The sequence below is a fragment of the Archaeoglobus sp. genome, from assembly GCF_017656475.1.
Lineage (GTDB): Archaea > Halobacteriota > Archaeoglobi > Archaeoglobales > Archaeoglobaceae > Archaeoglobus.
On record NZ_JACDNT010000011.1, the window covers coordinates 47,451 to 59,054 of the forward strand.

Genomic DNA, 11,604 nt, shown 5'->3' on the forward strand with positions numbered 1-11,604 from the left:
CGAGATGGCAGGAACTAACTGGCTGACAGACAGCTAACTTTTTAAAAACAATTTTTTAAAATGAAAAAACAAGCTATTCTACCTCTATAACGAAAAAGGTTTATTACTTTAACTCTGCTGGTAGAGTGGTGAGAGCCGAAGAGATTTCAAAGAAAGTGAATATTGAAAGACTGGCAACCAGCTCAGGTGAGATATCAGCAGTTGGTATGGACATGGAATTTGCAGCTAAGTTGAAAGAACTTGTTGACTTTCTCGTTCCAGCCGAGAAATTTCAGGGTTACCTTTCGATTGATGGTGAGTACGTGGTTTTCAGGAGGGACGGAAGAGGGTGTATTCTGGCGATTGTTGAGGAAGAAAGAGTTAGGTGGTGCCTTAAAAAGCTTGAGGAGGTCCTGAATGGAAGCTGAATACGCCTATGTTGAAGGAGAGAAGATAAAAGGAAATTCCAATGTTGCTGTTTCTTATTTGGAGGCGATTAGAGAGCTTGTTGAGGAACTTGAGGTAAAAGAGCTCGTTTTCCAGACTGATGACTATTCTGGTGCGCTTTTAAGCGAGCCAGTAATGATTTTTGTGAAAGTTAGGGGAGATATCTCTCTCGCCAAGGCACAGGCAAGAAGAATACTTAGAGAACTCGGATACGTCAAAAAAGACGATCTTGAGGAAGCTTTTGAGCTGGCAGAAAAAATTGAGTCTATGCCAATTGAAGAAGTCGTGAGAATTCTTAAAAAATAAGACTCTTTACAGCCCTGAAACTCTTAGCAACTTCGTGCCTGTTCTTAACAAAGATTGGGAGTGCAAGAATGATGTATACTCCCGATATAGCATACCTAACCTCAACACCGGGAAACATTAGCTGAACCACGAAAAGTGTAAGCAGGGCGAAAGCTTCCTTCCAGCTTATTTTGAGGTCGAGTAGAATTGCAACTGCAAAAATGGATTGAGCAGCGGTTAGCAAAACCTCTTCACTCTGCCTTGCATCCAATGGTAGGCTCTGCAGCTTGAAGGCGGAGATGCTGTAGATTACTGCGATTGTCCCGATAAGCAGAGTCCACTGGTTGACTTTTGATGATATTAAGGCGTTCATCGATGCGGTAACTCTCATTCTTTTTACAAAGTAGACTGCAACAATTAACTCAGGAGACTCGCTGGCGAGAGGGGCGATCCACTGCACTGCCAAGAACTCATCAACTCCAAAAATTCTGGCAGTTTCAAGCAGACCCTCTGAGAAGGCTTCAACGCTCAACAGGATGACTGATCCGGCGAAGAGGAAAAGTAATACAACAGATAATCTCCTTTGTCCGGTTTTCAGGCTGCAGAGATATGCTGGTACACCTCCCATTTCCACTTCTTCTCTCTCGGCCTTTGTTGCAAGGAAAACGTAGGCTGCGTAGAGAGAAACAAAAACGATTGCATCAAAAGGTGAAATGCTTCCCTTAAGAGGTATAGTGAACGCGTAGAGCGTTGCAAGCAAAAGGAATAAGATTTCAAGCCTGATTCCCTCATCAAGCTTTACTTCCTTGGTCTTCATGGCCTTGAATGCAAGAAAAGCTATGAGGGACCATCCGATGCCGATCAACAACCTGTTTGCACCCGTCATGTTGGCGGTTGCGTAGTGCACATAATCCCCACCAACGCTTCCCGCCTTCCACGCAAAGTATCCATCCACAGCATATTCTGGCAGCACCGCAAGAAGTGCAACAATTGCCAGGCTGAAAGACCTCGGAACGTCCATTTCAGCCGTCTCAGCAGCCCATGAAATGAGAAAGCTTGCAGAGATAACAGCCATACCTGAAAGGAAGGTCTGGATAATGGGTAGATGGGGATAATCAAGAGTGAGAGAAATTAGCCAAGGCAAAGATAATGATGCGATAAGAAGTAGCTGAGACTTCTCTTTCCTGAAATCCATGGTGGTAGGCTTTTGGAGGGTATTTAAAGTTAAGGCGGAAACGGTTATTTACTCATACCTCCAACAGCATTCATGAAAAGGAGACTCCTTGAAATTCTCGCCTGTCCCCTTTGCAAGTCTGATCTGGAGTTAGAGGTTACTGAAGAAAACGATGAGGAGATTATATCCGGAAAGCTCGTTTGCAGCAGTTGTAAGGAAGAGTTTCCCATTGAAGATGGCATTCCTGACTTGCGTCCACCGGAGTTGAGAAAATGAAGTACATCGTTGTTACCGGAGGAGTGATGAGCGGACTTGGCAAAGGAATTACAGCAGCATCAATTGGTAGGCTCTTTGTGGACATGGGTTACAAGGTTGTGCCCATAAAGATCGATCCTTACATCAACATCGACGCCGGAACGATGAATCCATTCCAGCATGGAGAGGTTTACGTTCTTAAAGACGGAACCGAGGTTGACCTCGATCTCGGCCACTACGAGAGGTTTATTGGAGAGGAGGTCACGGGAGACCACAATATCACAACCGGCAAGATATACAGGAAGGTAATTGAAAAGGAGAGGAGAGGAGATTATCTCGGCCAGACCGTGCAAATTATCCCCCATGTCACGGACGAGATTAAAAACTGGGTAAGAAGGGTTGCAAGGGAGAGCAATGCGGAGATATGCCTCATCGAAATTGGAGGAACGGTTGGAGACATAGAGGGGATGCCGTTTCTTGAGGCTATAAGGCAGATGCACAATGAAGAAAGGGATGAGGACTTTGCCCTCGTTCACGTGACTCTAGTTCCGTTAGATGCTGGAGGTGAGCAGAAAACAAAGCCCACACAGCACAGCGTAAAGGAACTGAGGGAGCTGGGTCTGCATCCAGACGTGATAGTCGGCAGGTGCTCGGAAAAGCTAAAACCTTCAACGAAGAAGAAAATAGCTCTCTTCTGTGATGTGCTTGAGGAGGCGGTTATAAGCAATGAAGACGCTGAAGACATTTACGAGGTGCCTTTGATTTTCAAGAGGGAGAAGCTCGACGAGTACTTGATGAAAAAGCTGAAGTTGGAGCCAAGAGATAGCAGGAAAGAGTGGGAAGACATGGTAAAGAGGATGAAAACGCTATACGAGGAGGTTTCAATAGCCATTGTAGGGAAGTATGTTGACGTCAGGGATGCGTATCTAAGCATCAAGGAGGCTTTAAAGCACGGGGGAATAGAAGCGGGATGCAAGGTTAACATTGTCTGGGTTGACAGCGAGGATCTGGAAGAGGTCGGTGACTTCACACTTGATGTGGATGGGATATTAGTTCCGGGAGGTTTCGGTTCAAGAGGGGCTGAGGGGAAGATTAGAGCAATCAAATACGCCAGAGAGAACGACATACCTTTCCTCGGAATCTGCTTCGGATTCCAGCTTGCGGTGATAGAGTTTGCAAGGAATGTTGTTGGTCTCAGCGGTGCCAACAGCACCGAGCTTGATGAGAACACACCCCATCCGGTCATTGACCTACTGCCAGAACAGAGAGGTATTGATGAGAAAGGCGGGACAATGAGGCTCGGAGACATCGAGGTAACAATAAAGCCCGGAACAATCGCATACAGCCTTTATGGAAGTGAGAAGGTCATCGAGAGGCACAGACACAGGTTCGAAGTCAACCCAGAATACATTGAGAAAATAGAGAGCAAAGGACTTGTTTTCAGTGCCTACTCAGATGGGGGCAGAAGAATGGAAATTGCAGAGCTTCCAGACCACACCTTTTTCTTCGCAACTCAATTCCACCCGGAGTTTAAATCAAGACCCTACAAACCTTCCCCGCCGTTCGTCGGGTTTGTGAAAGCCGCGCTGAAATACAGAAGGGAGGAGGAGATTTGATGGACGTGCAGAAGTTTGTCGAAAACGCAATTAAGGAGATCAGGGAGAAAGTAAAAGACGGAAAAGCCATTATAGCACTCTCAGGTGGTGTAGATAGCTCCGTCTGTACAGTTTTGGCCTACAAAGCCATAGGAGACCGACTCATTCCTGTTTTTGTGGACACAGGCTTAATGAGGGAAGGTGAGCCGGAGAGAATCAAGGAAATTTTCGGGAACATGGGGCTTGTTTTCATAGACGCGAAGGATGAATTTTTCAAGGCTCTCAAGGGTGTCACAGACCCCGAAGAAAAGAGAAAGGTGATAGGAGAGCTTTTTGTCAGGATATTCGAGAGGGTTGCGGAAGAGCACAACGCAGAGTATCTGATCCAGGGAACAATCTATCCAGATATCATCGAGAGCCAGGGAGGGATTAAGAGTCACCACAACGTCGGTGGATTTCCTACCAAATACAAGTTCAAGGACGTCATTGAACCGCTCAGAGAGCTTTACAAGGACGAGGTGAGGGAGGTAGCGAGATATCTCGGCTTACCGGAGGAGATTTCAGAAAGGATGCCTTTCCCCGGCCCAGGTTTGGCTGTGAGAATCGTCGGAGAGGTAACTCCAGAGAAGGTTGAGATAGTCAGGAAGGCGAACAAAATTGTAGAGGAGGAACTTGCCGACTACGAGAAGTGGCAGTGCTTTGCCGCACTTATTGGCAAGGCGACCGGTGTAAAGGGAGATGTGAGAGTATGGGGGTACATAATCTCGATTAGGGCTGTGGAGTCAAGAGACGGGATGACTGCGGATCCAATAAAAATAGAGTATGAAAAGCTGAGAAGGATAGCACTGAGGATTACGGGTGAAATAGATAGAGTCTCAAGAGTTGTCTACGACGTTACTCCGAAGCCTCCAGCAACTATCGAGTACGAGTAGCTAGGGCATTCCGAGCTTCCTGAATATGTTCCTCGCAGCGACGACGAGAGGATCCCATACTCTCGATACGGGCGGATAGTAGGGGAAATCCGTGAAGAACAGGTCTCTCACATTTCCATTTTTATGCAGAAGGGCAGATGCTGCATAAACTCTCATCGCCACATCCTTGCCAACAGCCTGCAAGCCAAGAAGCTTCCCGTTTCTGTCAGCGACGACTTTCAGATGGATCAACCCACCCGGAAGATAGCGAGCAGACGTTCTTGAAGTTATGAATGCTGAAACGATCTCGTATCCCTGCCTTATCGCCTCATTCTCACTCAAACCTGCTTTTCCTATTTCTATGTTCCTAAAACCAGTCAGCTGACTTTTCAGCGAGCCGGGATAATGCATTTCAAATCCAGCCATGTTGACTCCCGCAACGTACCCCATTTTGTTTGCCGGAGCGGCAAGAGGAATCCAGTCCTCCTTTCCCGTAACGACGTTGACCGACTCAGCACAATCTCCTGCCGCGTAAACGTTTTCTCTGCTCGTCTCCATCCTGCTGTTCGTCTTAATGGCTCCTTTAACCCCAAGTTCAACTAGGCCTTTAGCAAGATCGGTGTTAGGGACAACTCCTACTGCGATAATTGCAAGCTCGCAGGGGTATTCACCCTTGTTCGTGATGACCTTCTCAACTCTGTCTTTCCCCTCAAAAGCCGTCACTCTTTCACTCAATCTGAGATTTACGTACTTTTCCATCTCCGATTTGATTATTGCAGCAATTTCTGCATCATATTCCGGCAGGGGACGCTCCATAACCTCAATAACAGTTACGTTTTTTCCAAGTCTGGTGATGGCGTCTGCCATTTCAACCCCAATGTAGCCTGAGCCAACAACAACAACGTTATCAACTTTCGCCGCTTCCATTTTCACTCTCTCGGCATTTTCGATGTCATCAACGTAAATTACACCGTCGAGATCTTCCCCCTCAACACCAAGCCTTACCGCCTTGGAGCCAGTGGCAAATAGCAGCTTATCCCACTCGTAAGTCGTTTCCTTTCCACCTTCATTCACCCTCAGAATTCCATCATCAACCTCTATCACTCTCGCGCCGGTATGAACGCCAATCCCTCTCTCACGCCTGAAGTAGTCGATATCGTAAGCGCAAAGATCATCAAATTTCTCCACAGCCCCTCCAACGAAGAAGGGGATCCCACAGGGAGCGTGACTAACCCACCTTGACTTCTCAAATACCTTAACATCCCAATCAGGCTGCAAAGCTTTAACTCTCGAAGCTGCACTCATTCCTGCCGCTCCACCGCCGATAATTGCGACTTTCACAAGCTCAATAGATTTGGAATTTTTTAAAGGTTTTCCAACTCATGATGTTTATACGGGCAGAATTACAAAAACCGCAGCGCAAATGTTCAGCAGCGCCGGGGGTGGGATTCGAACCCACGCGGGCAACGCCCAGGAGATCTCGAGTCTCCCGCAGTGGCCTGGCTCTGCAACCCCGGCTTAGCTCTTGTTGGTAAGTCTGATTTTAAACTTTCCTTCGAAAAATATTTCTGAAGTTTGGTTTCATGCAAAAGGATGATCAGTCTGAGCAAGCTGATTGCAGGAGAGGCGACGGTTTCAAGGCATATAACCTACGGAGGAGATTCCAGCTTTATCCCAAAAAAACTGAAGGAATTTGCCTCCTCTCTTCGCCCAATCGTCGTTTGGAATGTTACGAACAGGTGCAATCTGCGGTGCATTCACTGCTACGCTTCTGCCAATTTCGACATTAACGAGCTAACAACAGAGCAGTGTTTCCAGATTGTGGATTCTCTCGCCGAGTTTAAGGTCCCGTTGATCCTTTTCAGCGGCGGAGAACCCCTCTTAAGAAAGGATATTTTTGAAATTGCCGAGTATGCCAAGAAAAAGGGGATAAAGTCGGTTCTCTCAACTAACGGAACTCTAATCGACAAAGACGTGGCGGAAAACCTCAAAGTTTTTGAGTATGTTGGAGTCAGCCTTGATGGTTTAGCTTCGACAAACGACAGGTTTAGAGGTGTTGAGGGAGCTTATGAGAGGGCATTTAACGGACTGCTCAGAGCATCCGAAGTCGTACTGTCAGGAATCAGATTCACGGTGAGCAAATACAACTACGACGATGTTCTACCACTCATAGAGCTGGCGAGGGAGCATGAGATACCGAGGTTCTGCCTTTACCATCTCGTCCCGTCTGGAAGGGCGGATTTTAAGGACGACATCACAAATGAGGAAAGGCGGGCACTCATAGATAACCTTCTCAGGGAAGCTGAAAAAGAAGGGTTGGAGATTATGACAGTTGACAATCCCGCTGACGGAATCTACACGTATCTCAGGCTAAAAGAAATTGATCCAGAAAAGGCTGAGATGGCAATCGAGTTTCTGAAGTTCAGAGGAGGTGACAGCAGCGGGATAAGGTTAGCTTGTATTGACCATCAGGGCAACGTTCATCCAAACCAGTTCTGGTGGGATTACACCATTGGAAACGTCTTGAATAAGCCCTTTGAGCAAATATGGATGGGAGAAGACGAACTATTGAAAAAGCTGAGGGAGAAAACAAAATATTTGCGAGGAAAATGCGGGAGGTGCAGGTATAAGGAAATATGCGGTGGATTTAGAGTGAGGGCATACAGGTATGGTGATCTCTGGGGAACAGATCCAAGCTGCTATCTAACTGAGGAAGAGATATAGTAGTCTACAGCCTCCTCAGGAGTTTCGACAACTTTCATTCCTTTAACCACGACTGGAGGTTCAATGGAGGCTACCTTTTTCCCTTCTTTCAGCGCTATAGCAATCTCAGAAATCGTGCCGTATCCACCACCAACGGAAATCAGGGCGTCGCTGGAGTGAACAATAATAATGTTTCTCGCATGCCCCATATCCGTTGCAATCCTTATGTCGGCAAATTCGTTGCACAAATCCTTTTTTCTTGGCAGAATCGCTACAACCAGACCACCTTTGCTTTTTGCTCCTCTCGCACTGGCTTCCATTACCCCACCCAGACCACCGTTTACAAGAACATGCCCCTTCTCCGCTACAAGCTCTCCTACTCTGTACGCAATTCTATAAATTTCCTCGTCGCACTCACCAGCACCTATAACACCTATCTGCATTTTTCCACCCCCTCATGCATCGAAACCGTTTTTAGTCCTACGAAGGGAGAACATTAAAAATTAACATGCGGCAAAGATTTAAATTCCGTGGTGTAACGGTCAGAACTACGCTGAGGTGTAGTTGACATGAGCAAGATAAGGAAGTTGCAGAAGAGGAAGTCTAATCCAAACCTCGTTACTCTCATCGATGTACTGCTAAGCGAGTCTGCGAGGAATGAAGCACCGATATGGAAAGAGGTAGCAGAGAGGCTGGCAAAACCTAGGAGACTGCATGCAGAGGTAAACGTATCGAAGATTGAAAAGTACGCGAAGCCGAACGAGTATGTCGTTGTGCCAGGAAAGGTACTGGGCACGGGGAGCATCACGAAGCCTGTAAAGGTTGCAGCGCTCAACTTTTCGGAAAAGGCAGCGAGCAAAATCAAAGAAGCAGGAGGGGCTTGTATGAAAATAGAGGAGCTTTTGAGGGAAAATCCAAAGGGCAGCGGCGTAAGGCTGATGGTCTGAGGTGGTTGGAATGGCCGTTAACGTTAGCAGGGTTATAAAAACTCTTGGTGATGACTTCACAGTTATTGATGCTTCTGGCCATATTCTTGGAAGGCTTTCCAGCAAGATTGCAAAGAGGTTGCTTAAGGGGGAGAGAATTGTTGTTGTGAACGCTGAGAAGGCTGTAATTACAGGAGACAAGTACATGGTCTTTGAAAGGTACAAGGAAAAGTACGATAGGGGAAGCAAGGAGAAGGGGCCGTACTTCCCGAGGCATCCGGAGAGAATATTCAAGAGAACTGTCAGAGGGATGCTCCCGTGGAAGAGTTCGAGGGGGAGAGACGCCTACAGGCGGCTAAGAGTTTTCATGGGTGTTCCCGAGGAGCTTCAGGGCAGGGAGTTCGAGAGAATTGATGACGCCCTGCTGGAGAAAGTTTCAAAAACAGACAAATACGTCACTCTTGCAGAGGTAAGCAGATATCTCGGATTCAGGGGTGTCTAAAATGAAGATTGTTGTAACGAGCGGTAAGAGAAAAACGGCCACTGCAAGGGCTGTTATAAAGCCGGGCAAGGGGAGAGTGAGGATAAACAGCGTCCCGGTGGAGATTCACCAGCCTGAACTGGCGAGAATGAAGATAATGGAACCTCTAATCATAGCAAAGGAGCTTGCAGAGAAGGTTGATATTGAAGTCAAGACCTGGGGAGGAGGGTTCATGGCACAGGCTGAGGCAGCGAGAACTGCAATAGCGAGAGCTCTTCTTGAGTTCAGCGGTGATGAGGAGCTTAGAAAAGCATTCTTGGAGTACGATAGAACTCTTCTGGTTAACGATGTAAGGAGAAAGCTTCCGAAGATTCAGGGTGGAAGAGGAGCAAGAGCGAGGAGACAGACGTCCTACAGGTGAAAACAGATGGACATTCCAAAAAATGAGAATTCCAGCGATTTCCCAATTCGCTGTTTTTCATGCGGGGCAGTGATAGGCCACCTCTACGACGAGTACAAGAAGAAGCTTCACGAAGGCAAAAGTCCGAAGGAAGCTCTGGACGAGCTTGGAATCGAGAGATACTGCTGCAGGAGAATGTTCATAACTCATAAGTCTGTAATTAAGGAGCTATCCCGCTTTCATGGGGCCGTGGGGTAGCCTGGTGATCCTGCGGCGTTCGGGACGCCGTGACCCGAGTTCAAATCTCGGCGGCCCCATCCGCTTTGAGGGGTGATGGGCATTAAAGTAAAGTTCCCGTTTGAATATACGAGATTTGAGAAGGCGAGGATTATAGGAGCCAGGGCATTGCAGATAGCAATGGGTGCTCCAGTTTTGATAGAAACTGAAAAAATTGAGCCTCTCGAAATAGCCCTTGAGGAGTTTAACAGGGGCGTTATTCCAATTACCGTGAGGAGGAAAAGAAATGAATTCATATGGCTTGATAGATACGACCTTTTCTGAGGTGATAACTTGATAATCGAGGATGTTCACTACAGAATCGTTTTTGACAGCAGGGGAAATGAGACTGTTGAGTGCGAAATTGTTGTGGGAGATGTTGTAGCTAAAGCAATGGCTCCGAGCGGAGCATCGACAGGAAGTGCTGAAGCCGTTGTAGTGAATCCATATAAGTTTGAGGAGATTGAAGAAGAGGTTTCAAAGGCAATAATTGGAATGAGCGTTTTTGACCAGGAGAGCGTTGATGAGGCCCTAAGGGAGGTTGATGGGACCGAGAATTTTTCAAGAATTGGTGGCAATTTCGCCATAACCGCAAGCCTTGCTGTTGCCAAGGCTGCTGCCGAGATTCTTGGCCTCCCGCTTTACGCGTACATTGGAGGGGCGTTTGCAAAGGAATTACCCTATCCTTTGGGAAACGTCATTGGTGGCGGGAGGCATGCTGAAGGCTCCACGAGCATTCAGGAGTTCCTCGTAATTCCTGTCGGAGCGAAAACATTCTTCGAGGCTCAGAGAGCCAATGCTGCTGTTCACAAGCAGCTAAAGAAGGAGTTCAAGAGCAGGGGTATTTTCGCCGCAAAGGGTGATGAAGGCGCTTGGGCCGCGCAGATAACCGATGAGCAGGCCTTTGAAATACTGAGCGAAGCTATACAGAAGGTCGAGGATGAGCTTGGAGTGATAGTGAGGATGGGAATAGACGTTGCCGCCTCCGAACTGTGGGATGGAGAGAGGTATGTTTATTCCGATAAGAAGCTGACAACAGAGGAGCAGATTGCTTACATGGCGGAGCTGGCAGACAGGTATGAATTGCTCTACATCGAAGATCCACTCCACGAGAAGGACTTTGAGGGCTTTGCAGAGTTAACAAAGCAGGTTAGGTGCATGGTGTGCGGAGACGACCTTTTCGTTACAAATCCAGAATTGGTAAGGAAAGGAGTCGAAATGGGGGCTGCAAATACAGTCCTTATCAAGCCAAACCAGAACGGGACGCTCAGCGGGACAGCTAAGGCGGTGAAGGTGGCGAAGGATAGCGGTTACAGTATTGTGGTGAGCCACAGAAGCGGTGAAACGGAGGATGAGAGCCTAGCTCATCTCGCTGTTGCGTTCAACGCAAAGTTAATAAAGACAGGTGTTGTTGGAGGGGAGAGAATATCCAAGCTCAACGAGCTCATAAGGATTGAAGAATTAATGGACAAACCGAGAATGGTGATGATATGATGGAGAAAGAATACGAATATCTGGTTCCACCGGATGACTATCTCGCTGCTGGAGTGCACATAGGTACTCAGATCAAGACAGGGGACATGAAGAAGTTCATCTTCAAGGTAAGGCAGGACGGGCTTTACGTTCTCGACATCAGAAAGCTCGATGAGAGAATCAGAGTTGCGGCGAAGTTCCTTTCAAGATTTGAACCATCAAAGATTCTGCTGGTGGCCGCAAGACAGTACGCCCACAAGCCGGTTCAGATGTTCTCAAAAGTCGTGGGTAGTGAGTACATCATAGGCAGGTTTATCCCTGGCACTCTGACGAATCCTATGCTCTCAGAATACAGGGAACCTGAGGTCGTTTTTGTCAATGATCCGGCAATAGACAAGCAGGCTGTTAGTGAGGCAACTGCTGTCGGAATTCCTGTAGTCGCGCTCTGCGATTCCAACAACTCTTCGGCAGATGTTGATCTAGTAATCCCAACAAACAACAAGGGAAGGAGGGCCTTGGCAATAGTTTACTGGCTTCTTGCCAGGGAAATAGCGAAGATCAGAGGGCAGGACTTCACATACAGCATAGAGGACTTTGAGGCCGAGCTTTAGTTTTTGTTTTATTTATTTCTCTAAGCCGCATCCTATGTCTTTTCCCGAAATTATTTCCCACTCTAACAAACCTCGATGTGAAACTTGA

The 11,604-nt window shown here is 47.2% G+C and carries 16 protein-coding genes and 2 tRNA genes; 14 read left to right on the forward strand and 4 right to left on the reverse strand.

What is annotated here, in order from left to right; all coding sequences use genetic code 11:
- The first annotated feature begins 128 nt into the window (after positions 1-128).
- Complete coding sequence (locus H0Z19_RS04880) at positions 129-407, forward strand: hypothetical protein (RefSeq protein ID WP_290724389.1); 279 nt, start codon at positions 129-131, stop codon at positions 405-407.
- Entirely contained in the window at positions 397-732 is a 336-nt protein-coding gene (locus tag H0Z19_RS04885) for a hypothetical protein (protein WP_290724390.1), read from the forward strand. Before H0Z19_RS04880 ends, H0Z19_RS04885 begins: the two co-directional genes overlap by 11 nt.
- On the opposite strand, the gene H0Z19_RS04890 is transcribed toward H0Z19_RS04885, so the two are convergent.
- Complete coding sequence (locus H0Z19_RS04890) at positions 722-1,906, reverse strand: sodium:calcium antiporter (protein ID WP_290724391.1); 1,185 nt, start codon at positions 1,904-1,906, stop codon at positions 722-724. The two genes, H0Z19_RS04885 and H0Z19_RS04890, sit on opposite strands and share 11 nt — an antisense overlap.
- 72 nt (positions 1,907-1,978) lie before the next feature.
- Between H0Z19_RS04890 and H0Z19_RS04895 the strand changes: the two genes are divergently transcribed.
- The 3 genes from H0Z19_RS04895 to guaA are packed head-to-tail and all read left to right on the forward strand — an operon-like array spanning position 1,979 to position 4,667.
- On the forward strand, positions 1,979-2,161 hold the full coding sequence (locus tag H0Z19_RS04895; protein WP_290724392.1) for a methytransferase partner Trm112: 183 nt from the start codon (positions 1,979-1,981) through the stop codon (positions 2,159-2,161).
- Positions 2,158-3,756, forward strand: coding sequence for a glutamine hydrolyzing CTP synthase (gene pyrG / locus H0Z19_RS04900; protein WP_290724393.1), 1,599 nt, complete (start codon positions 2,158-2,160; stop codon positions 3,754-3,756). Before H0Z19_RS04895 ends, pyrG begins: the two co-directional genes overlap by 4 nt.
- Positions 3,756-4,667: a glutamine-hydrolyzing GMP synthase gene (gene guaA / locus H0Z19_RS04905; protein WP_290724394.1), complete on the forward strand. Its 912-nt coding sequence runs from the start codon at positions 3,756-3,758 to the stop codon at positions 4,665-4,667. Before pyrG ends, guaA begins: the two co-directional genes overlap by 1 nt.
- On the opposite strand, the gene H0Z19_RS04910 is transcribed toward guaA, so the two are convergent.
- Together H0Z19_RS04910 and H0Z19_RS04915 are read right to left on the reverse strand one after the other, a co-directional pair.
- Positions 4,668-5,996, reverse strand: coding sequence for an FAD-dependent oxidoreductase (locus tag H0Z19_RS04910; protein ID WP_365892392.1), 1,329 nt, complete (start codon positions 5,994-5,996; stop codon positions 4,668-4,670).
- Positions 5,997-6,080: 84 nt separating this feature from the next.
- Positions 6,081-6,164, reverse strand: a tRNA-Ser gene (locus H0Z19_RS04915).
- A gap of 75 nt (positions 6,165-6,239) precedes the next feature.
- Here H0Z19_RS04915 and H0Z19_RS04920 point away from each other — a divergent pair.
- Positions 6,240-7,370: a radical SAM protein gene (locus H0Z19_RS04920; protein ID WP_290724396.1), complete on the forward strand. Its 1,131-nt coding sequence runs from the start codon at positions 6,240-6,242 to the stop codon at positions 7,368-7,370.
- Here the strand turns inward: H0Z19_RS04920 and H0Z19_RS04925 are convergent.
- Entirely contained in the window at positions 7,346-7,792 is a 447-nt protein-coding gene (locus H0Z19_RS04925) for a TIGR00725 family protein (RefSeq protein ID WP_290724397.1), read from the reverse strand. The genes H0Z19_RS04920 and H0Z19_RS04925 overlap by 25 nt on opposite strands.
- Before the next feature lie 126 nt (positions 7,793-7,918).
- Between H0Z19_RS04925 and H0Z19_RS04930 the strand changes: the two genes are divergently transcribed.
- The 8 genes from H0Z19_RS04930 to rpsB all read left to right on the forward strand — a co-directional run bounded on the left by H0Z19_RS04930 (position 7,919) and on the right by rpsB (position 11,516).
- Positions 7,919-8,296: a 50S ribosomal protein L18e gene (locus tag H0Z19_RS04930; RefSeq protein ID WP_290724398.1), complete on the forward strand. Its 378-nt coding sequence runs from the start codon at positions 7,919-7,921 to the stop codon at positions 8,294-8,296.
- Between the two features lie 10 nt (positions 8,297-8,306).
- The gene (gene rplM / locus H0Z19_RS04935; protein ID WP_290724399.1) at positions 8,307-8,777 is read left to right on the forward strand and encodes a 50S ribosomal protein L13; all 471 of its coding nucleotides are present in this window, start codon (positions 8,307-8,309) and stop codon (positions 8,775-8,777) included.
- 1 nt (position 8,778) lies between these two features.
- Positions 8,779-9,177, forward strand: coding sequence for a 30S ribosomal protein S9 (locus H0Z19_RS04940; protein WP_048064334.1), 399 nt, complete (start codon positions 8,779-8,781; stop codon positions 9,175-9,177).
- Positions 9,178-9,183: 6 nt separating this feature from the next.
- Positions 9,184-9,414 (forward strand): DNA-directed RNA polymerase subunit N, encoded by a 231-nt coding sequence (locus H0Z19_RS04945; RefSeq protein ID WP_290724401.1) that lies wholly within the window; start codon positions 9,184-9,186, stop codon positions 9,412-9,414.
- Positions 9,400-9,473: transfer RNA gene (locus H0Z19_RS04950), tRNA-Pro, on the forward strand. Before H0Z19_RS04945 ends, H0Z19_RS04950 begins: the two co-directional genes overlap by 15 nt.
- A gap of 16 nt (positions 9,474-9,489) precedes the next feature.
- Complete coding sequence (locus H0Z19_RS04955; RefSeq protein ID WP_290724402.1) at positions 9,490-9,717, forward strand: DNA-directed RNA polymerase subunit K; 228 nt, start codon at positions 9,490-9,492, stop codon at positions 9,715-9,717.
- Positions 9,718-9,726: 9 nt separating this feature from the next.
- A complete protein-coding gene (gene eno / locus H0Z19_RS04960) occupies positions 9,727-10,926 on the forward strand; it encodes a phosphopyruvate hydratase (RefSeq protein WP_290724403.1) in 1,200 nt (399 codons plus the stop codon).
- On the forward strand, positions 10,923-11,516 hold the full coding sequence (gene rpsB, locus H0Z19_RS04965) for a 30S ribosomal protein S2 (RefSeq protein ID WP_290724404.1): 594 nt from the start codon (positions 10,923-10,925) through the stop codon (positions 11,514-11,516). Before eno ends, rpsB begins: the two co-directional genes overlap by 4 nt.
- Positions 11,517-11,604 lie beyond the last annotated feature (88 nt).